The following is a 21,656-nucleotide window of genomic DNA, read 5'->3' as shown; positions in this document are numbered from 1 at the left end:
GAATGGCAAAAATGCAAAGAGTGTCAATACGCGTGTCACTGATTTATAAAACAGCGTTTCTTTTGTATCAAAAGGGAAGGTCAATTTTGCGAGCCAGCCTTCAGAAATGCCTGAAGACTGGTGAAAAGGCAGGCAGTTAGCGGTAGTTGACGAGCACCTCGTTGCGCTGAACTTTCAGCGCCGGGATCAGACGTCCACCGCCTGGCACTTCCCAGATAAAGCGTAAAGGCTCCTGAGCAGACACCCCGTTGAAGGCCTGGGTGGTGCCACTTTGTCCCTCGATTTCCGCGCAGCGGGTCAGCGAGCACAGACGCACCCGCAACCCGGCTGGTGTGGGTCCCGTCAGGGTGTAATTCCAGGCCACCAGCGTCATCTGCCCGGACACGGGCTCAGAGGCGGACAACGGACGGGAGGAGATCGACTCCCCGCGATGGTTGAGCGTTAAGCCTATACTGCTGGCCTGCCATGCCCCCTCGCCTGCGGCCTGCGCCGCCAGCGGGAAAAGTAAGATCCACAGCCACTTCCGCATTATTTCCCTCCTATGGTCGCCGTCATGCGAATATTGCGGTTATCGGACAGCTCCATATTCGACAGCACCACCAGCTGGTTCAGGCTCCGGCGCAGGAAGCGCGACAGCAGCGGACGCAGCGCATGATTCACCAGCAGCACCGGCGGCGCGCCCAACATCTCCTGACGCGCCAGTGCCTCCTGGGTTTGCGCCAGTAATCTGTCCGCCAGACCCGGCTCCAGCCCGCCACCGCCCTGCAACGCCTGAAGCAGCAGCCGTTCCAGCGGCGTATCCAGGCCAATGACCTGCACTTCGCCGGTTCCCGGGAACCATTGCTGGGTAATGGCGCGTCCGAGCGCCACGCGTACCACCGCCGTCAGTTCGTGCGGATCGCTTTGCAGCGGCGCATGTTCGGCCAGCGTCTCAAGGATGGTACGCATATCGCGAATGGGCACCTTCTCGTCGAGCAGGTTTTGCAGCACTTTATGCAGGGTGGTTAAGGTCAGCACGCCCGGCACTAAATCTTCGGTCAGTTTCGGCATCTCCTGCGTTACGCGGTCGAGCAGCTGCTGCGCCTCCTGACGACCAAACAGTTCCGCAGAGAACTGGCCAATCAGATGGTTGAGGTGCGTCGCCACCACGGTACTGGCCTCAACAACCGTGTAACCCTGGATCTGCGCCTGCTCTTTCAGAGCGCTCTCAATCCAGATTGCCGCCAGACCAAAGGCCGGGTCGGTCGTCTGCTCACCCGGCAACGTGCCTGCGGCCGTGCCCGGGTTAATTGCCAGCCAGCGGCCGGGGTACGCATCACCGCTGCCGATTTCTACCCCTTTCATCAGGATGCGATAGCGCGCGGGCGGGAGATCCATGTTGTCCCGGATGTGGACCACCGGCGGCAGGAAGCCCATATCCTGGGCGAATTTTTTACGAATGCTGCGGATACGGCCAAGCAGTTCACCATCCTGCTGGAAATCCACCATCGGGATCAGGCGGTACCCCACTTCCATCCCCAGCGAATCTTCGAGCTGAACGTCGTTCCAGGTGGCCTCCACCGCCTGGGTGTTCTCAGGCATTTTGACCGGCGCTGGCTCTGCCTTAGGCTGCGTTTCACGGCCACGCATCCACCAGGCAAGGCCCAGCAGCGCGGCAGTAAACAGCAGGAATACCAGGTTTGGCATGCCAGGCACCATACCGAGCAGGCCCAGTACCGCCGCGGAGAGCAGCATAACGCGCGGGTTGCTGAACAACTGCCCCACCATCTGCTCGCCTACATCCTGATCGGTGCTGACGCGGGTCACAATCACACCCGCCGCGGTGGAGATCACCAGCGCCGGGATCTGCGCCACCAGACCATCACCAATGGTCAGCAGCGTATAGCTTTCCGCTGCGTGGCCCATGTCCATGCCGTGTTGCAGCACGCCGACGAGCAGGCCGCCGACGACGTTAATCACCATGATCAGAATGCCCGCGATGGCGTCACCGCGCACAAACTTACTCGCACCGTCCATGGAGCCGTAGAAATCTGCCTCCTGGGTCACTTCGGCACGGCGTTTTTTTGCTTCATCTTCCGCGATCAGCCCGGCATTCAGGTCGGCGTCGATGGCCATCTGCTTACCCGGCATACCGTCGAGCACGAAGCGCGCGCCCACTTCTGCGATACGCCCCGCCCCTTTAGTGATAACCATGAAGTTGATAATCACCAGAATGACGAACACCACGATACCGATGGCGAAGTTGCCGCCCACCAGGAAGTGACCGAAGGCTTCGACCACCTTGCCCGCCGCCGCCGCGCCGGTGTGCCCTTCCATCAGGATGATACGCGTGGAGGCAACGTTCAGCGCCAGACGCAGCAGCGTGGTGAACAGCAGGATCGTTGGAAACGCGGCGAACTCCAGCGTGCGCTGGGTGAACATCGCCACCAGCAACACCATGATGGACAACGCAATGTTGAAGGTGAAAAGCAGGTCGAGAATAAATGCCGGTAACGGCAGCACCATCATCGACAGAATTAGCAGGATCAGAATCGGTCCGGCAAGGATCTGCCATTGCGTCGATTTCAGGTTGCCGGGCAGGCGCAACATTGCCACCAGATTAGCCATCAGTGTCCTTCTCGTTCAAAAAATCCAGTGCTTCAGGCACCGGAAGGTTCTCAGGTTTTACAGGTCGTTGACCGCCCGCTAAACGCCAGCGTTTCAGTTGCCACACCCAGGCCAGCACCTCTGCGACAGCGGCGTAGAGCTGGCCCGGGATCTGTTGTCCAATTTCCGCGTGGCGATACAGCGCACGGGCCAGCGGCGGTGCTTCCAGGATCGGTACGCGGTTTTCCGTCGCGATTTCACGAATGCGCAGCGCAATCAGCCCGGCCCCTTTCGCCACCACTTTCGGCGCGCTCATTTTGTTTTCGTCGTACTGAAGCGCCACGGAGTAGTGGGTCGGGTTGGTGACGATGACGTCGGCTTTCGGCACATCTTCCATCATGCGCCGACGCGCGGCGGCACGCTGCATCTGCCGGATACGGCCCTTCACGTGGGGGTCGCCTTCCATCTGTTTATATTCATCGCGGATGTCCTGACGCGACATTCGCAGCTTTTTGATATGGGAATAGATCTGGAAGATAACGTCGAACGCCACCATCGGAATAATGCTGAGTACCACCAGCAGCGAGCATAACCCGACCAGGTTCAGGGCATTTTTCATCGCCGTCATCGGGGACTCGCTGATCAGGCGCATCATCTCCGGCCAGTGGTGCCACAGAAAAAACCCGGCTGTACTGCCCATAAGAAGCGATTTCAGGATCGCTTTAAGAAGCTCAGCCCCGGTTTGCGCGGAGAACATTTTCGCAATACCGGGTAGCGGGTTGAGCTTGGAGAATTTCGGTTGCAGCGATTTACCGCTGAACACCAGGCCACCGAGCATGACCGGCGAAACAAGGGCCACGATGACCACGCCCGCGATCAGCGGCAGCAAGGCGATCATCGCGCTTTTCACAAGGTTGATGATTTGAATGAGGATCAGATTGGGGTCATTGACCATGCTGTGATCAAAACGTAAGCCAGCAGAGAGCATTCCCGCCAGTCTGCGGGCGAGCATCTCCCCGCCCCACCAGATTATGCAGACGCCCACCACCAGGATCAGCAGGGATGTCAGCTCCCGGGATCGGGGGATCTGCCCATCCTCACGGGCTTTTTCAAGTCGGTGGGGTGTGGGGGCTTCTGTTTTGTCGTCGTTCTCTTCTGCCACTGTGCCTGCTCGCAGCCCATTAATTCACGGGTATCATGCCAGCGCAGAGAAAATCCAATGGCGGGAAAAGCCCGTTTATTCGGGCTCTTTTCGCTGTTTTTGTTCTGAGCTGCCTCAGGCCGCGTTAACGACCTGAGGCAGAACGGGCAATCAGAAACCAAGGCTATCCAGCAGATCGTCCACCTGATCCTGGCTTGCCACCACGCCCGCTTTGCTGGTGTCAAGCTGTGGACCATTGAGCAGGCTTTCGTTCTCGCGTTTCGGACGGGCAGCCGGTTCCGGAATGTTCTCCAGCAGCACCATCAGCAGCTGACGTTCAATCTCCTGAATCACATCCATCATGCGCTTGATCACCTGGCCGGTAAGGTCCTGGAAATCCTGCGCCATCATGATGTCCAGCAGCTGGGCGTTAGTGAAGCTGGTGTGGCCCGGCACGTCACCCAGGTACTGACGGGTATCCGTTACCAGTTCGCGGGCATCCGCCAGCTCAATAGGGTTCTCAAACCACTCATCCCAGCGTTTGCTCAGCGCTTTCGCACCCTTCTCCATGGCATCCTGGTGCGGCTGCGAGGCTTCAACGCTGTTCAGCGCACGCTCGGCCGCCTGCGCGGTCATCTGCACGACGTAGTCCAGACGGTCGCGCGCGTCAGGGATGGCTTCCGCCGCTTCGGCGATCGCCTGGTCCAGCCCCAGCTCACGCAGGCTGTCGCGCAGCATGCGGGTCAGGCTACCAATGCGGGCAATAATGTCGCTCGGCGAATGTTCTTCAACGGGTTTCATAGCAGGTTGCAACATATCCATCACCTCACATGCCGAGTTTCTCGAAGATCTTCCCGAGCTTCTCTTCCAGAGTCGCCGCGGTGAATGGCTTCACCACGTAGCCGCTTGCGCCCGCCTGTGCAGCGGCAATAATGTTCTCTTTCTTCGCTTCTGCGGTTACCATCAGTACCGGCAGAGAGGCCATACCTGCATCCGCGCGGATGGTTTTCAGCAGTTCGAGACCGTCCATGTTCGGCATGTTCCAGTCGGAAATCACAAAACCAAACCCGCCAGCCTGGAGCTTGTTCAGCGCATCCACCCCGTCTTCTGCTTCTTCAACATTGTTGAAGCCCAGCTCTTTCAGCAGGTTGCGCACAATGCGACGCATGGTGGAAAAGTCATCCACAACCAAAAACTTAAGCTCTTTATCCGCCATAAAATAATACTCCTGAGTCAAATACGTATTGCCTGTCCGGCACTGATTTTCGCCAGCATCTGCTGGCTTACCTGGCTAAGATCGACCACTTCGCTTACGCCACCCATATTGATGGCCTCGCGCGGCATGCCGAACACCACACAACTTGCTTCATTCTGCGCAATCGTCCAGGCGCCAGCCTGGTGCATCGCAAGCATTCCGGCGGCGCCGTCGTTACCCATCCCCGTCAGGATCACCCCAACGGCGTTGCGCCCCGCATGTTTCGCCACCGAATGAAACAGCACATCCACCGACGGACGGTGCCGGTTAACCGGCGGCCCGTCATGAATTTTGATTTGATAGTTCGCCCCGCTGCGCGCCAGCTCCATGTGCTTGTCACCCGGGGCGATATAGGCGTGACCCGGCAGCACGCGCTCGCCCTCTTCCGCCTCTTTCACGCTGATCTGGCACAGCTTATTCAGGCGCTCCGCGAACGAGCGGGTAAAGCCCGGCGGCATATGTTGCGTAATCAGAATACCCGGGCTTGAGAGCGGCAATGGCTGGAGTACATGGCGAATTGCCTCTGTTCCTCCGGTTGACGCGCCAATCACCAGCAACTTTTCCGAGCTGAGTAACGGCCCCGCCTTCAGGGTTGCCGGGGCTGCCGTCGGTTTATGCGCGGCAAGCTTCGCCCGGGACGCGGTGCGGATCTTCTCGGCGATCATCTCGCTGTACGCCAGCATCCCCTCGCGAATGCCGAGCTGCGGCTTGGTGACAAAATCCACCGCCCCCAGCTCCAGCGCGCGCAGGGTGATTTCTGAACCCTTACCGGTCAGAGATGACACCATCACCACCGGCATCGGGCGCAGGCGCATTAATTTTTCCAGGAAATCGATGCCATCCATGCGCGGCATTTCAACATCCAGCGTCAGCACGTCGGGGTTATATTTTTTGATTAAATCCCGCGCGACCAGCGGATCGGGCGCTGTCGCCACCATCTCCATATCGCTGTGGCTATTGATGATTTCGGTCATGATCTGACGCATCAGCGCCGAATCATCGACAGACAATACCCTGATTTTACTCATGCTTTTTCCTTACTCAGCGCATATACCGTTTGCCCACGCAGGCTAAACTCACGCACGAGGTTGCTGAAGTTTTCCGAGTGCCCGGCAAACAGTAAACCGTCAGGCTTGAGCAACGGAACAAAGCGACGCAAAATGTCCTGTTGCGTCGTTTTATCAAAATAGATCATCACGTTACGGCAAAAAATGGCGTCGAATGGCCCCGGCACGTTGTACTGCTTATCCAGTAAATTAACGGGGGCAAATTCCACGCAGTTCGCCAGCTCCTGGCGTACGCGCACCAGTCCTTCATGCGGGCCGGTACCGCGCATGAAGTAACTCTGTAGCTGCTGGGGAGACAGCGTTTTCAGCTCATCCTGGCGATAAACGCCGTTACGGGCTTTTTCCAGCACTTCCGTGTCGATGTCGCTGGCGTACACTTTCCAGCGACCCGGCGCCATGCCCAGGGTGTCCGCCAGGGTGATGGCCAGCGAGTACGGCTCTTCCCCGGTAGAGGCCGCCGCGCTCCAGACGCGATACTCTCCGCTACGGCGACGGGCGTGTTCCGCCAGCACCGGGAAGTGATGCGCCTCGCGGAAAAACGCGGTCAGGTTGGTGGTTAATGAGTTGATAAATGCCTGCCATTCGGCGCTGTTCTGGTTCGCTTCGAGCATGCTCAGATAGCGGCCAAAATCGTCCAGCCCCAGCGTGCGCAAGCGCCGCACCAGCCGGTTGTAGACCATGTCTCGCTTATGGTCCGCAAGCACGATCCCCGCACGCTGGTAGATTAACTGACATATCCGACGAAAATGCGCGTCGGACAGCGCGAGGCGCTGTGTCATCTGCAACAATAATGACGTTTGCCCTGAGGGCATGGGTGATGTCATAGCGCCTTCTCAATCACATTCAGGATACAACGGGCACGGCCTGTGACCGTCCGACTTCTGTTACTGCTTCAACGTGCTCTTTCACATTAAATACGGCGACTAACCCGGTAAGGTGATCCGCCTGGTTTGCCAGCTGATCGGTCGCAGCCGCCGCCTCTTCCACCAGTGAGGCGTTCTGCTGTGTAACCTGATCCATCTGTGTAACGGCCTGCGCCACCTGCTCAATACCACGGCGTTGTTCATCAGACGCCGAGGCAATCTCGCCCATAATGTCGTTAACCCGCGTCACGGAGGTGACTATCTCGTGCATGGTCTGCGCGGCGGTATCCACCAGCGCGGAGCCCTGCTGAACGCGGGAGACCGACTCTTCTATCAGCCCTTTGATCTCTTTCGCCGCATTGGCGCTGCGGCTGGCGAGGTTTCGGACTTCACCGGCAACCACCGCGAACCCGCGCCCCTGCTCGCCGGCACGCGCCGCTTCCACCGCCGCGTTCAGCGCCAGAATATTGGTCTGGAACGCGATACCGTCGATAACGCTGATAATGTCGCCAATTTTCTGCGAGCTGGCGGCAATCTCCTGCATCGTGCTGGCAACGTGAGAAGCCTGATCGCCCCCACGTTTCGCCGTCATCGCTGCCTGTTTTGACAAGTCGGACGCCTGACGCGCGTTATCGGCGTTCTGGCTTACCGTCGCGGTCAGCTGCTCCATGCTGGCCGCCGTCTGCGCCAGCGATGCCGCCTGCTGTTCAGTGCGGGAAGAGAGGTCGTTATTGCCTGCCGCAATCTCGGAGATCCCGGTATGCATGGCGTAACTGCCCTGGCGAACGTTGCTTACCGTTTCCCGCAGCGAACTTTGCATCGCCTTCAGGCTGGCGAAAATCGCTGATATTTCATTCCTGCCATACACGGCCACCGGACGCGCCAGGTCGCCCTTCGCAATACTGTCGAAGTGACTGCTGACGATGGCCAGCGGCTGGACGATCATTTTGCGCGACCACCACAGCGAGCCGCCGGTCAGCAGGGCCGCCAGGATTACCATAGTCAGGAATATCACCCCTGACATGCGGTAACTGGTACGGCTGTCCGCACCGGCACGCGCCACAAACTGGTTAATATCCTGCTGCCATGCGTTAAAGCTGTCGTCAAACGCCGCCTGAGACGCCTGCACCGGCGCGGTCAGGAAGTCAGAAAGCTGGTTGTTCTCCAGCCACGTCGCCTGATGGTCGAGATCGCCGTACCACACATCAAAGGTCTTTTTCATGGCGACTTTGAGCGCTTTCTCTTTCTCACTGACCGCCTCCTGCGCCGTAAAAGCCTTAAACTGCGCGTCGGCCTGCTTCAGGCTGCTGCGGGCCACAACCATCAGCGCCTTAATATCCTCCGGCGGATAGCTCAGCGCGGTTAACGTCCCTGCTTTGTTCAGCGCAGTGCTTGCCTGCAACAGCACGGCACGCGTTTGTGCCAGTGCGGAGCGCTGCTGATTACTCGTCTCAACTTCCTGCAAATTCTGATAGCCATCGCGAAACGCCCAGAAAGACAACCCGTTACTGCCAACCTGCAAAACCCCACACAGGATCAGAATCAAAAACAGTGTGGTCGAGATACGAATACGATTTAACATCCACGCTCCCATCAAGCGGCAAGCAGCCGCGGTTTAATTGTCAGTCAAAATGTTTCCCAGTTTTCATCTTGTCCGGTCACCGCTGCGCGCGTACGTGCTGTCACGGGCGCCGGGGCTGCTTCGCCGTACACCGACCGCGAGCTGACCGTATTTGTTGTTTTTGAAGTAAGACGGAACGCCGAGACGGCCATTTTCAGGCGGCTCGCCTGGTCCTCCAGCGCAGCGGCCGCGGCAGCGGACTCCTGCACCAGGGCGGCGTTTTGCTGCGTCACACGATCCATTTCCGATACCGCCAGGGCGACCTGGTCAATACCACGACTCTGCTCATCCGATGCAGAGGCGATTTCACCCATGATGTCCGTCACGCGCGTCACGGCATTCACGATGTCATTCATGGTTTCACCCGCACTTTCCACCAGCACCGAGCCGGTATCCACGCGTGAAACAGAGTCTTCAATCAGAGCTTTGATCTCTTTCGCCGCATTGGCGCTGCGGCTGGCGAGGTTACGCACTTCGCCGGCGACTACGGCAAACCCGCGGCCCTGCTCGCCCGCACGCGCCGCTTCAACGGCCGCGTTCAGCGCCAGGATGTTGGTCTGGAAGGCGATGCCGTCGATAACGCTGATGATGTCGGCGATTTTCTTCGAGCTGTCGGCAATGTCATGCATGGTTTTCACCACGCCGTCGACCACCCGACCCCCGCGCTGGGCGGTATCGGACGCGCTTTCTGCAAGCTGCGACGCCTGACGGGCGTTGTCGGCATTCTGCTTCACGGTCGCGGTGAGCTGCTCCATGCTGGCCGCCGTCTCTTCCAGAGCGGACGCCTGCTGTTCGGTACGGGACGAAAGATCGTTGTTGCCCATCGCGATTTCACTCGTGCCGGTATAGATGGCATCCGCCCCCTCGCGCACGTTGGCGACGGTATCAATCAGCGAACGCTGCATATGGTCGACGCTGGTTGCCAGCTCGGTGATCTCATTGCGCCCAGAAACAGTCAGCGTTTTCGTGAGATCGCCCCGGCCAATATCACGGATATGGGCAATGACGCGGCCAAGCGGGTTAAGAAGGATATGACGAATGCCGTACCACACGGCCACCAGTACGATGACCAGCGCGAGGGCGAGAACCGCCATCTGCCATTTAGCGAAACGGTAGTCGTTCTGGCTTTGCGTGAACGCGGAGTGATAAAGCTCGCCGCTGGCTTTAGCGTACTCGCCGAGCGCCGCGCCGAGGGCGTTCTGCATTCCCTGGGTCGGCTGCGCGAAATAGGCGTCCATATTGCCCTTCTCCAGGAACTGCACCAGCTCCGTGAGGCCGGCGAAGTAGGCCTGATATTTTTCATCTATGTTCGCGCTCGCCTGCGCCATTGCCGGCTGAGGGGCGATTTTTTTGAAGGCGTCGTAATGTTTCGCCGCGTCTGCCAGCGTGGCGCGCGCATTCTTCAGCAGTTCCGTTTTTGCGCTGCTCTGCTGGTTATTTGGGTCCATCATCATGCGGGCAGACGAGCGGCTCAGGTTGATACGCGTCTGCAACATCAGATCCCAGGTCGTGGTCAGTTCGCTTTGCTGCATTCGCAAATCGTTCGAGGCCGCGAAGCTGTCCTGGTTCTGTTTTAACGACGAGAAAAAGAGGCCGCCAGAAGTAAGCTGAAGAAGTGCGAAAATGACCAGCACCATCATAAGCATTGTGACAACGCGGATACGGTTCAACATACAACACCTTCTCATAGATTTATTAACGGTGTTATCGGCACAGGCCACAGGAACTTTACATTTGCGAAAGGGAAAAGCGCGGGAGTCAGAATGCGACGTCGACAATCAGCGTGTCGGTGTAGGTTCCGGCAGGCGGCGTGGCCTGGCTGGTCAGAACTTTGGCGGTGTAGTTGTAGGTACGTAAAAGCCCGTCCGTACTGACCTGCGATGAGCTGGCGCTGGCCCAGCGCTCGCTGCCGCTGCTACCCCAGCGGTTGCTGGTCGCCTCTTTGTAGATGTCGTAACTCATGAAGTTGCTGCCGCTGACCATACGACGCACGTTGTTCAGGGCATTTGCCCCATTATTAATGCCTATGGTGTAGGTGCTGCCTTTGGTACAGGTGACGGCAACCGACTGTGAAACGGTGGGAAAATTTTGCACCAGCGGCGCGCTGTTAAAATTCACGTCCGGCGTGGTCATGGTGCTGCAATCGTTGGTGACGGTCATGTTGAGGAGGATCGAGGTGGTTGCCGTGCCGGTTTGCGGGGTCAGGCACGCTCCGACCGCGCCAACGGCGCACACGTTGTAGTTAATGCTGAACGTTAACAACACCTGATACGGCCCGGCGGTGACGTTCTGCCCCATTACGGTCCGGAAATAAAGGGGAATGTTGTAGCGCCTTGAACCCAGCAGCCCGAGCAGCGTGTTTCCGCTCCAGGTATAGGCTTTGCTGATTTGTATTTCACTGTTTCCGCCGCAGCCGGACGCCCCGCACAGGCGCGTAGGAATGACATCGGTAATAGCCGCGTTGTCCGTACGCTTCATGGTCGCCCGGCTATTCGCAAAGACGGATGCCGAAGTGTAATTCAGCGTCACCGAGTCGTTGGTTAACAGGTTGAGAACGGTATCGCAGGTCACCACCAGCGTGCCCGTCGTTTCCACTTCCCCGGTGCCGCTGAGTGCGAACGAGGTGACGCTGCCAAACGAGGCATTCACCGTACTGACGGTACAGGCCGCCCAGCTGCCGCCGGAGCACAGCAGCAGAAGCGCGATTAACAGGCGTCTCACGGCGCCTCCCGACAGGTCAGCGGACCGTAGGTTTGCAGCTTATGCTCAGGGTTTGCGCCAACGGTCAGCGTTGCCGTACAGCGTTTACCCTCCGGGGTGATGACCTCAAGCGGATTCACATCGTTGAGGTTTTCCAGCCAGGCGAGGCCGTCATAGCCGACAACCGCGCTGCTGCGGGATGCGCGTCTGACCTGGCTTCCCACCGGGATCGCATTGCCCTGCGCATCGTGCAGAATGACGCTGGCAACCCGCTCCTGCTCCATCGGGAAATCCACCAGATAACCGTTATGCCGACGAATCGCCACCCGACGCTCGGTCTCTTTCAGCCGGGTATCCGCAGGTAAGTTCAGGGTATCAATGCGGTAGCTTGCCGGGTAATAGGCGGAAACGCCACTCACCAGCAGATAACCTTTGTTATTGGTTTTACCAACCGGCTGGTTTTCGTAGCTGACGGGTACGTCCGGATGTCCGTCGGTGCTGATCACCACAAACGCATCGTTGATTTTGTTCGCCGCAAATAGCTCACCGTCCATCAACACGACAGAACCCATCGCCTCGCCCCACCAGGTCATCATGCCCTTCTCACCGTAGCCGCCGCCCTGTAGCTCCACGTTGTTATTCCGCCAGCCGAGCGTGGCCTGCTGATAGTTACTCGACCGCGACTGGTTGGCCCAGGCCATGTTCCAGCTAAAGCCGCCGTCTGAAGGCATCGAGTGGTTGTAGTTAATGCGTTGAGTACTGCCTGCGTCAGGAGTGTTTTCAAAGGTGACGGCGGCGCTGTCACGTTCGCCGAGGGGAACCTGCAACGACAGCGCAACCGTCCAGTCGCCCCGCTGCTGGTCACGGCTGGCAGCCAGATAAATACTGCTTGAGCCCCACAAATTACGGCTCCAGGAGAGGTTGAGCAGCTCAGTTTTTTTGCTGTCAAAACTTTCAACCCCGATCCACGCCGCGCCGATATTGCCGTAACCGCCGAGGTTAAAGGTTAAGGAATACTGGTCGGTATTGCGGCTCAGGCTGGCAACGGGGTTATCATTTTCATCATAAACGGTGGGCTGATCGTACAGGGCGAGGTTGCCGAAGCCACGGTCGCGCCGGGTATGCTGGGTCGCTACGCTAAACTCGCTGGTGTTGTACTGATAGCCCCAGTTTATCTGGCCGCCGCTATCGCCGCGCATGCGGCTTTGGGTCCACGAGGTATTTACCACGCCAAAACGCCCGAGCTTCAGCACCGTGCCCGCTCCGCCGAGCGCCAGCGACTCCGCCCCTTCCGCATGCCCCTCCAGCGTCAGCCAGTCGGTCACCCCGTAGCGATACGATCCGCTGCCCGCCGCCGGGCCATAGTCAAAATTCTCAATACCGTAGTTACGCCGCAGGCTGCCCAGCGTCACGGCGCCGTCGCTTAACCCCTGCTTAAGCAGATCGCTGCTGACATAAAACGGCAGCGTGGTACTCACCTGACGACCCAGCGCATCAGTGGTAACCAGCACCGCATCCCCGGCACCGTTGATATACGGCAGATTGGTGAGGGTAAACGGCCCCGGCTGAAGGCGGGTGGAGCCGGAACGGTAGCCATTAATAAAGAGATCGACCGAGGTCGGGACAGCCGCCTCGCCGGAAAACGCCGGCAGCGGCCAGGTCACCAGATCAGGACGCAGGGAGAAGTCGCGCCCGTAGCTGATCCCGCCCATGCGCACGCTGGTGCTCCAGCTCAGCGCATCGCTGATGACGTCCCCGACGGTCCAGGTGGTGGCATCTTCCTCGTTGGTGATCAGAAACGTTGAGTCGTAGCGCACGTACCCTTCCTGCTGCCCGCTGTTACCGGTGAAATTCTGCCGGGCGTAACCCGTCGATGAAAACGAATAATCCTCATTGAAATAGCGGAACTCGTGCCAGACCGACGCCTGGCCGCCCGTGTGCTCGGAATGGTTGGTATAAACGTCGTAATTGAGCAACGCGCCGCGGCCATAGTGCGGCTTGCTATGCGTGTTCTGTTCGCTGAACGGCGTGATCCGCGCGGCGACCCAGTCCCGGGGGACCGTCAGCAACAGACGCTGGGCCGTGCTGTCGTACTCTGCGCGTACCGACGTAAGCGTCGAGAGATTCACCTCTCCGGCAGGCACATGCGCGGGCGGCAGCCCGGCGCGGAGCAAATCCGCGCCCGAAATAAACCAGGCACCCTCGCGCTGCGTCACCGGCACCACCAGACCCGTGTCATAGTGGTTCAGCACCAGGGCGAGCTGGAATACTGCTTCGCCGTTCATCGTCCGTGCATCCGGCGGCGGCGGTAAACTGTCGTCGCCGGTTTCGGCAAAGGCGCTGGTACTGACGCAAAGCAGGATCATCATCGCCGGTTTCAGTTGACGGGCGTCGATTGCCATTGCGTATCCCTGGCATTAATTTGCGCGCTCATCCGGTTCGGCTGATAAATCCCTGCCGGAAGCGGCCAGCTTCGGGTGCTGCCTGGCAGCACATAACCCAGCAGCCCCTCGGCAACCGTGCGTTTTTGCCCGCCCTGCTCAACCGCAACCTGGCTGAGCCGGACGTGAACATCCCCCTGATTACGGACCTGAAGCGCGGGTTTCCCCCCCTCCTGAACGACCCGCCAGCTCAGCTGTTGGGTATTCGCCAGCGCGTGGTGTGCCCCTTCGTTGAGGGTGGGGATCCCCTGCCCATAAACAAATAAAGGAATCGAATAGCGCATTTGCAGTTTGAGGCCCATGGACGGTTCCGCTTTGGCATCCGGCTGGGGAATTTCATCCACAATAATGCGGTAGGCCTGCTCAACCCCCGACGGGATCGTCCCCTGCTTGATCAGGCGAATAAGCTGTTTACTGCCTTTAGCGATAGTCACGATCGGCGGGCTGGCGACCACATCCTGCTGGGCGGTGTAACGCTCATATCCGCCCTCCTGTTTCCAGCGCACAATGCGTATCTGCATTGTCGTGGCGCTGTTGCCCTGATTCTGGATCCACAATTCAGTTGCTCTGGCCTCTGCCGAAAGCCACGGATCGATGGGCCACAAAAGAATGGTTGCCGCTGCCTGCGCCTGGCCCGCTGCCAGAGCCGTTGCCCCCAACAGACCCACCAGGCCTGATCGCCTGAAAAATGGCTTCATCGATGTTCTCCCTTTCCTACCATGACAAGGTCACGGTGAGTTGATCTGAATATGTTCCCGGCAGGCTAAACCCCGTCAGGAGCGCGACGCCAAAAAGAGGCAACGCGATGTTATTGCTGTTGGTATAGGTAATCGGTATGGCCTGGTTAACGCCAATTTCACTGTTCGCGGCCAGTGAGCTGCTGCTGTAGAGCCGGTAACCGACCACCTCTGTCCCGCCTGAACGCGTCATCCGCCTCACAGAGCTATAATTCTGACCGCCGTTAATGCTCATACTTAGCGCCACACCCGGTGTGCAGGCGATGGACAACGCGCCGTCGGCGACAAAGCTGGTGCTGACCGGCGTGTTGTCCACGCCATTGCGGGTTCCAAAATCCAGCGTCCCAAAGCGCCCGCCCGTGCCGGTACTCACCGAGCATCCTGGTACTACCGTCGCGCTCACCCTGAAGGACTGGGATGTCACCGCCCTGGCGTCGCAGATCATCATCAGCCCGACGATCAGGGCCAAAAAAGGGTGCACGACGCCCTCTGCGCTTTCGCGCAGACATAAACACAATGCCTTCATGGCTGAATCAGTAGGTGACGCTGACGTTAATCGTGTCGGTATAGGTTCCCGGTACAACCGTTACGCTATTGCCGCCGCCCGTTATGCGCCCGTAGAGGGTATAGCTGTTCACCCCGCCCGCTGTGGAAGCTACGGGCAACGCGGCGTTTTTAGCAATCACGTTGTTGTACCCGCTGTCGCTATAGAGGCTGTATGCCACGCCCTGTGCCGCATTGGCGGTGTTCACCAGATATCGGGCGGGTGTGCCGGGGGTGCCGACAACGGTTCCGGGTGCGGTCGCGTTGGTGTTGCCGGTGATCGCCACCGTGTAACTGGCAGTGGTACATTGAATGGTAAAGGTATTTCCGCCGCTGGCCCCGGTTAACTGGGTTGTCAGGGTGGAGAATGTCGCAGGATGGGTCCCGAAATCGAGTGTCCCGAAGTTAATGCCGTTTTGCGTTGGCGAGCCGTTGATCAAACAACCGTTCGTCAACGTCAGCGTCGCCCCGATAGTACCGCTACTGGTGACTGCCAGCGCCTGACCGACAGTCGCCGCCGTCAGCAGTGTACCCGCGCAGATAAAAAGAAGTTTTCTTTTCATTTACCACCCTCCAGAAGAAATAATGGTCCGCTTGCCATATTTTATTCATACTGTTCAGTATGTTAGCCCCGCTTAAACATTCCCCGGCGCGGTTACTGAGAATTTAGTTTATGGTTCACGCTTCAACCACTTTCAACGAAGGTGAGACACCCGCCCCCAATTAACAGACTATTAACAAACATTACAAAGAGTTAGCAAAATAAAACGGGCATTATTCTTGCTTAATCTGAGGATATATCGCGTGTAATGTGATCTGCATCACAATATATCGTTATGATAAAAACAACGAATTTCATAAAAATTAAAAACAAGTTGTAACTCACGCAGCTTTACTTCAATTTATGCCTCGAATATTTTCCTGCGCTTAAATAAAAATTTTGTATGCATCGACGCAGGAAACTCTTTTAGCGCATAGAGGATTTTTTGTGGCAAGTGCAAACAAACTCACGCTCTTCATCGTGATTTTCATGCTGGCGGGTATTCTTTCAGGTGCGGCGATCCATGAGTATGCTTCGTCCGACGCGATACAGGCCTGGTCGGAGAACATTACGCTACTGACCGATATTTTCCTGCGGCTGATTAAGATGGTGATTGCCCCGCTGGTGTTCAGCACCCTGACGGTGGGCATTATGAAGCTGGGTGAAACGTCGACGATTGGGCGCGTCGGGGGTAAAGCGATGGTGTGGTTTATCAGCTCATCCGTGCTTTCCATTCTGGTGGGGCTGTTTATTGTTACCCTTGAACAACCCGGCAGCGGTCTGAACCTGAGCATACCCACAGAGACAGTTGATACCGGCCTGGCCGTTAGTGGGATGTCGCTGAAAGCCTTCCTGTCACACACCATTCCAACCAGCATTGCCGGCGCGATGGCGAACAATGAGATCCTGCAAATTGTGGTCTTCTCGATGTTCTTCGGCATTGGCGGCGCGTCACTGGGCCAAAAATTCAACGCCCCGCTGGTCGCGGCGCTGGATGTGGTCTCCCACATTATGCTGAAGGTGACGGGCTACGTGATGTACGTTGCGCCGCTGGCCATTTTTGCCGCAATTTCGTCCGTCATTGCCACCCAGGGGCTGGGCATTTTGCTGAACTATGCCTCGTTTATTGGCGGTTACTATGTGGCGATCCTTCTGACCTGTCTGGTATTGCTGGCGGTAGGTTACATGGTGCTGAAAAAAGAGATTTTTCGTCTGGTGGCGATGCTGAAAGATCCGGTGCTGGTCGCGTTTACCACCAGCAGCTCTGAAGCGGCATACCCGAAAACGCTGGAGCAGTTAGCGCGCTTCGGCTGTTCACGGAATATCGCCTCTTTCGTCCTGCCGATCGGCTACTCGTTTAACCTGGTCGGCTCCATGGTTTACTGCTCGTTCGCCTCAATGTTTATCGCCCAGGCGTACAACATTCACCTGAGTTTCACCGAGGTGACGGTGCTGATGTTAACGCTGATGCTGGCCTCGAAAGGCATTGCGGGTGTACCGCGCTCGTCGCTGGTGGTGCTGGCGGCAACCATTCCGAGCTTTAACATTCCGGTGGCCGGGATCCTGCTGCTGATGGGGATTGATCATTTCCTGGATATGGGACGGTCCGCCATTAACGTGCTGGGGAACGGGATTGCGACGGCGATGCTGTCGCAGAATGAAGGGGCGCGGGAAGCGGAGGCAGAGCTGGTGGAGCAGGAGGCGTAAGGATACAAAAGAGCCGGGTGGCGCTGACGCTTACCCGGCTTCATTTTATGCTACATGATTCGCCGCAATATCCAGCAGCGCCATCTCTTCACTGTTCAGCAGCTTCTCAATATTCACCAGAATTAGCATACGCTCGCCGAGCGCACCCAACCCCGTCAGGTATTCCGTCGACAGCGTGACCGCAAACTCCGGCGCAGGACGGATTTGATCTGCGGTCAGCGACAGTACATCAGACACGCCATCCACCACGATCCCCACCACGCGCTGCCCCAGATTCAGGACGATCACCACCGTGTTATCGTTGTACTCCACATCGCCCTGGCTGAACTTCACGCGCAGGTCCACGATAGGCACAATCACACCGCGCAGGTTGGTCACACCCTTGATAAACGCTGGCGTGTTCGCAATGCGCGTTACCTGGTCGTAACCACGAATTTCCTGCACTTTCAGGATGTCGATACCGTACTCTTCATCACCTAAAGTGAAAACCAGGAATTCCTGCCCCGATGGCTCGCCCGCCAGTTTCGTTACGTTACTCATACCGGTCATGTTATTACCTTTTACTTAATCAGGCGGCTGTGTTCGCCACACGTTGTTCACGATTTAATCCCTGAAGTGCCGATACATCGACGATCAGCGCGACGCTACCATCACCCAGGATGGTGGCAGCAGAGATCCCCGGCACTTTGCGGTAGTTACTTTCCAGGTTCTTAACCACCACCTGATGCTGACCAATCAGCTGATCAACCAGCAGCGCGTAGCGGCGTCCGGCGCTTTGCAGGATCACAACGATACCCTGCGTGGCCTCGGTTTTTGCCCCGTCCACTTCGAACACTTTCCACAGTTCCACCAGCGGCAGATACTCGCCGCGTACTTCGAGCACGCGCTCCCCGCCCGCCAGCGGATGCAGATCTTCTTCACGCGGCTGGAGGGACTCCATCACCGCGTTCAGCGGCAGAATAAAGACTTCGTCCGCCACTTTAACGGACATGCCGTCAAGAATGGCCAGCGTCAGCGGCAGCAGGATACGAATCGTGGTGCCTGCACCCTGCTTAGACTGGATCTCAACGTGACCGCCCATCTCCTGAATGTTACGTTTCACCACGTCCATGCCCACGCCACGGCCGGAAACGTCGGTGACCTGCTCTGCGGTTGAGAAGCCCGGGGCAAAAATCAGCATGCCCACTTCTTCGTCCGTCATGTTTTCGTTGACCGCCATTCCCTGCGAGATCGCCTTCGCCAGAATGCGCTCGCGGTTCAGGCCCGCGCCGTCATCGGTCACTTCGATGCAGATGTTGCCGCCCTGATGTTCCGCTGACAGGATCAGGTTGCCCACGGGCGATTTTCCGGCTGCCACGCGATTTTCCGGCAGCTCGATGCCGTGGTCGAGGCTGTTACGCACCAGGTGCGTTAACGGGTCGATAATGCGTTCGATCAGGCTCTTGTCCAGCTCGGTGGAGCTGCCCATCAGCGTGAGTTCGATCTGTTTGTTGAGCTTGCCGGCCAGGTCGCGCACCAGGCGCGGGAAGCGGCTGAAGACATATTCCATCGGCATCATGCGGATGGACATCACCGATTCCTGCAAATCGCGGGCGTTACGTTGTAACTGGCCCATGCTGGTGATGAGATCGCCGTGAGTCACCGGGTCCAGCTCGTTGGAACGCTGGGCCAGCATCGACTGGGTGATCACCAGTTCACCCACCAGGTTGATTAGCTGATCCACTTTCTCCACCGCCACGCGAATGCTCGTGGACTCGCTGGAACGCGCCGCCGGTTTTTCACCGCGGGCCGGGGCAGCCGTCTCTTTTGGCACGGCTTTCAGTGCCGGGGCAGCGGCAACTACCGCAGGGGTATTCTCTGCCGGAGCTGGCGCTTCAACGGCCCCCGCCTCGGTTTCAAACGCAATCTGATCCGCTTCAATGACGAAGCAGAGCACTGCCACGATGTCATCCTGACCGATCCCGCCGTCAAGCGTCGCGGCCAGGCTGTCTTTGCCCTTCACCACGTTGCTGAGCGTCGCCAGGTTCCCCAGCTCCTCTTCCAGCAGGTTGACCTCGTTCTCCTTCAGACGTGACAGCACCACGCGCAGTTTTCCTGCGGGCGCGTCAGGCGCCGTAGCGGGTTCGGCCACGGCGTCAACAACGCTCAGTTTTGCCGCAGGGACAGCGGGCGCAGACGCCTCACCTTTGGCTTCCAGCGCTAACTGACGCAGCGCGTTGCAGATGTATTCAAAGCTGGCGGCATCAGGCTCTGCCGAACTTTTATAGGCGTCGAGCTGTTCCTGCATAATATCTTTCGTTTCCAAAAACAGGTTGATAATGTCGGTATTGAGCTGCATCTCACCGCGTCGTGCTTCATCCAGCAGGTTTTCCATTAAATGGGTGGTTTCCTGCAAAATGGTAAATCCAAACGTTCCGGCTCCGCCTTTAATGGAATGCGCCGCACGGAAGATGGCATTGAGCTGTTCTGAGTCCGGCGCCTCGGGCACCAGATCCAGCAAATGTTGCTCCATATCGGCCAACAATTCGTCGGCTTCATCAAAAAATGTCTGGTAAAAATCGGTAATATCCATGCTCACGCTATCACCTCGAATTGGCTGGTGGCGATGTTGGAACGGCAGCCGAAGGGACGGCCCCAGGCTGTTTTAAATCGTCCAGTGACTCATTCTGACTTTCGGCGTTTTCATGCAGGATGGCCTGCTCCGCCTGCTGGTTCAGCACTAAAAGACTGATACGACGGTTGATGGCGTCATCCGGTCCGCGGTCGGTAAGGCGCATGGTTGCAGCCATGCCGACCACGCGCAGGACCTTGCCATCATCAAGCCCACCCGCCACCAGCTCGCGACGCGAGGCGTTGGCGCGATCGGCAGAAAGCTCCCAGTTGCTGTATCCTTTCTCTCCCGTGGCGTACGGGAAATCATCCGTGTGTCCGGACAGGCTAATGCGGTTAGGAATACCGTTCAGCACCGGTGCAATCGCACGCAGAATATCGCGCATGTAGGGCTCGACTTCGGCGCTGCCGGTTTTAAACATCGGCCGGTTCTGGCTGTCGATGATCTGAATACGCAGCCCTTCCTGTACCAGGTCAATTTTCAGATGCGGACGCAGCGCGCGCAGCTTGGGGTCCGCTTCAATCAGCTGATCCAGGTCACCGCGCAGTTTTTTCAGGCGCGCCTGCTCCATCCGTTTTTTCAGCTCGTCGATGTTAGGCTGTTTTTTCACTTCGCCCTGCTGCTGGGTGTAATCGTCACCGCCGCCGGGGATCGGGCTGTCGCTATTCGAAATGCGCGGCCCGCCGGTGACCGCCGTCGCCAGCGGCGTCCTGAAATATTCCGCAATCTGGATAAGCTCTTTCGGGCTGGAGATGGAGATCAGCCACATCACCAGGAAGAACGCCATCATGGCGGTCATAAAGTCGGCGTACGCGATCTTCCAGGAGCCGTGAGAACCGTGCCCGTGCCCCTTATGCTTGCGCTTTTTTACGATGACGATCGGATGGGACTGGTTTTTCATGCGTCCTCAGTTGTCGTCTGTTGGTTGGGGTTTTTCACCGCGCGCACGTGCTCTTCCAGTTCGATAAACGACGGACGTTCGCTGGAGTAGAGCGTCTTACGACCAAATTCGACGGCGATCGGCGGGGCATAACCGTTGAGGTTTGAGAGCAGCGTAATTTTCACGCACTGCATCATTTTGGTGGTTTCGGCGCTCTTCTGGCGCAGCACGCTCGCCAGCGGGGAGATAAAGCCGTAGGCCAGTAAAATACCGAGGAACGTCCCCACCATCGCGTGGGCAATCAGCGCGCCCAGCTCAGCCGCCGGGCGATCCGCCGAGGCCAGAGCATGTACCACGCCCATTACCGCCGCCACGATGCCGAACGCCGGAAGCGAGTCGCCCACCAGCGCCAGGCTGTTGGCCGGCACTTCGGATTCGCTCTCATGGGTTTCAATCTCTTCGTCCATCAGGGCTTCAATTTCGAAGGTGTTCATGTTGCCGCTGATGATCAGGCGCAGGTAATCGACGATAAAATCGAGCATCATCGCGTCGGCCAGAATACGCGGGTAGCTGGCGAAAATTTCGCTCTCTTTCGGATTTTCGATGTCCCGCTCCAGCGAGAACATCCCCTGCTGACGTGACTTCGCCATCAGGCGATAGAGCAGCGCCAGCAGATCCATATACATGCTTTTGGTGTATTTCGAGCGACGAAACAGCAGCGGAATCGCCTTCAGCGTGCCCTTGATCGATTTACCGTTGTTACCAACGATAAAAGCCCCTACCCCTGCACCGCCGATGATGACAAGTTCAGCCGGTTGATAGAGTGCTCCAAGGTGCCCGCCGGTCATCATGTAACCGCCGAAAACTGTACCGAGAACTACCAGGTAACCTAATAAGATAAGCACGACATCATCCTTCCGCTAGTGACTATGGCAGGACGTTCATTTCGAGCGCGAGACCTGA

General features: G+C 57.9%; 19 protein-coding genes. 1 reads left to right on the top strand and 18 read right to left on the bottom strand.

Annotation, left to right across the window (positions count from 1 at the left end):
- Window positions 1-136 precede the first annotated feature (136 nt).
- The 14 genes from SK53_RS03140 to SK53_RS03075 all read right to left on the bottom strand — a co-directional run bounded on the left by SK53_RS03140 (window position 137) and on the right by SK53_RS03075 (window position 15,517).
- Window positions 137-529, bottom strand: a complete 393-nt coding sequence (locus SK53_RS03140) for a flagellar protein FlhE (RefSeq protein WP_003859725.1) — start codon at window positions 527-529, stop codon at window positions 137-139.
- The gene (gene flhA, locus SK53_RS03135) at window positions 529-2,607 is read right to left on the bottom strand and encodes a flagellar biosynthesis protein FlhA (protein WP_003859723.1); all 2,079 of its coding nucleotides are present in this window, start codon (window positions 2,605-2,607) and stop codon (window positions 529-531) included. The genes SK53_RS03140 and flhA overlap by 1 nt, the downstream gene beginning before the upstream one ends.
- Window positions 2,600-3,748 carry a flagellar biosynthesis protein FlhB gene (gene flhB, locus SK53_RS03130; RefSeq protein ID WP_003859720.1) on the bottom strand — a complete coding sequence of 383 codons (1,149 nt, stop codon included), beginning with the start codon at window positions 3,746-3,748 and terminating at the stop codon, window positions 2,600-2,602. Before flhB ends, flhA begins: the two co-directional genes overlap by 8 nt.
- Window positions 3,749-3,898: 150 nt before the next feature.
- On the bottom strand, window positions 3,899-4,543 hold the full coding sequence (cheZ, locus tag SK53_RS03125; RefSeq protein WP_003859718.1) for a protein phosphatase CheZ: 645 nt from the start codon (window positions 4,541-4,543) through the stop codon (window positions 3,899-3,901).
- Between the two features lie 10 nt (window positions 4,544-4,553).
- On the bottom strand, window positions 4,554-4,943 hold the full coding sequence (cheY, locus tag SK53_RS03120; protein WP_000763862.1) for a chemotaxis response regulator CheY: 390 nt from the start codon (window positions 4,941-4,943) through the stop codon (window positions 4,554-4,556).
- 17 nt (window positions 4,944-4,960) lie between these two features.
- Complete coding sequence (locus tag SK53_RS03115) at window positions 4,961-6,010, bottom strand: protein-glutamate methylesterase/protein-glutamine glutaminase (protein ID WP_048208500.1); 1,050 nt, start codon at window positions 6,008-6,010, stop codon at window positions 4,961-4,963.
- The gene (cheR, locus tag SK53_RS03110; RefSeq protein WP_048208499.1) at window positions 6,007-6,873 is read right to left on the bottom strand and encodes a protein-glutamate O-methyltransferase CheR; all 867 of its coding nucleotides are present in this window, start codon (window positions 6,871-6,873) and stop codon (window positions 6,007-6,009) included. Before cheR ends, SK53_RS03115 begins: the two co-directional genes overlap by 4 nt.
- Before the next feature lie 19 nt (window positions 6,874-6,892).
- Entirely contained in the window at window positions 6,893-8,494 is a 1,602-nt protein-coding gene (tap, locus tag SK53_RS03105; protein ID WP_022651450.1) for a methyl-accepting chemotaxis protein IV, read from the bottom strand.
- Window positions 8,495-8,538: 44 nt separating this feature from the next.
- Window positions 8,539-10,206, bottom strand: coding sequence for a methyl-accepting chemotaxis protein II (gene tar / locus SK53_RS03100; protein ID WP_023314355.1), 1,668 nt, complete (start codon window positions 10,204-10,206; stop codon window positions 8,539-8,541).
- Window positions 10,207-10,291: 85 nt separating this feature from the next.
- Entirely contained in the window at window positions 10,292-11,254 is a 963-nt protein-coding gene (locus SK53_RS03095; RefSeq protein WP_022651452.1) for a Csu type fimbrial protein, read from the bottom strand.
- Window positions 11,251-13,635, bottom strand: coding sequence for a fimbria/pilus outer membrane usher protein (locus tag SK53_RS03090; protein ID WP_022651453.1), 2,385 nt, complete (start codon window positions 13,633-13,635; stop codon window positions 11,251-11,253). Before SK53_RS03090 ends, SK53_RS03095 begins: the two co-directional genes overlap by 4 nt.
- Window positions 13,611-14,372, bottom strand: coding sequence for a fimbrial biogenesis chaperone (locus SK53_RS03085; protein WP_022651454.1), 762 nt, complete (start codon window positions 14,370-14,372; stop codon window positions 13,611-13,613). The genes SK53_RS03090 and SK53_RS03085 overlap by 25 nt, the downstream gene beginning before the upstream one ends.
- A 16-nt stretch (window positions 14,373-14,388) precedes the next feature.
- Complete coding sequence (locus SK53_RS03080) at window positions 14,389-14,937, bottom strand: Csu type fimbrial protein (RefSeq protein ID WP_032609535.1); 549 nt, start codon at window positions 14,935-14,937, stop codon at window positions 14,389-14,391.
- A 7-nt stretch (window positions 14,938-14,944) separates the two neighbouring features.
- Window positions 14,945-15,517: a Csu type fimbrial protein gene (locus tag SK53_RS03075; protein WP_048208498.1), complete on the bottom strand. Its 573-nt coding sequence runs from the start codon at window positions 15,515-15,517 to the stop codon at window positions 14,945-14,947.
- 425 nt (window positions 15,518-15,942) lie between these two features.
- Here SK53_RS03075 and SK53_RS03070 point away from each other — a divergent pair, with 425 nt between their 5' ends.
- Window positions 15,943-17,202: a dicarboxylate/amino acid:cation symporter gene (locus SK53_RS03070; protein WP_003859700.1), complete on the top strand. Its 1,260-nt coding sequence runs from the start codon at window positions 15,943-15,945 to the stop codon at window positions 17,200-17,202.
- 45 nt (window positions 17,203-17,247) lie between these two features.
- On the opposite strand, the gene cheW is transcribed toward SK53_RS03070, so the two are convergent.
- Genes cheW through motA form a run of 4 tightly spaced genes read right to left on the bottom strand, consistent with a single transcriptional unit; the run spans window position 17,248 to window position 21,598 of the window.
- Entirely contained in the window at window positions 17,248-17,751 is a 504-nt protein-coding gene (gene cheW, locus SK53_RS03065) for a chemotaxis protein CheW (protein ID WP_003859699.1), read from the bottom strand.
- A gap of 19 nt (window positions 17,752-17,770) precedes the next feature.
- Window positions 17,771-19,780, bottom strand: coding sequence for a chemotaxis protein CheA (cheA, locus tag SK53_RS03060; protein WP_048208496.1), 2,010 nt, complete (start codon window positions 19,778-19,780; stop codon window positions 17,771-17,773).
- A 4-nt stretch (window positions 19,781-19,784) separates the two neighbouring features.
- Window positions 19,785-20,714, bottom strand: coding sequence for a flagellar motor protein MotB (gene motB, locus SK53_RS03055; RefSeq protein WP_032609542.1), 930 nt, complete (start codon window positions 20,712-20,714; stop codon window positions 19,785-19,787).
- On the bottom strand, window positions 20,711-21,598 hold the full coding sequence (gene motA / locus SK53_RS03050) for a flagellar motor stator protein MotA (RefSeq protein ID WP_003859696.1): 888 nt from the start codon (window positions 21,596-21,598) through the stop codon (window positions 20,711-20,713). Before motA ends, motB begins: the two co-directional genes overlap by 4 nt.
- Between the last annotated feature and the right edge of the window lie 58 nt (window positions 21,599-21,656).

The organism is Enterobacter sp. MGH119 (genome assembly GCF_001037675.1).
Classification (GTDB): domain Bacteria; phylum Pseudomonadota; class Gammaproteobacteria; order Enterobacterales; family Enterobacteriaceae; genus Enterobacter; species Enterobacter hormaechei_C.
This window is presented reverse-complemented; position numbering and strand designations above follow the sequence as displayed.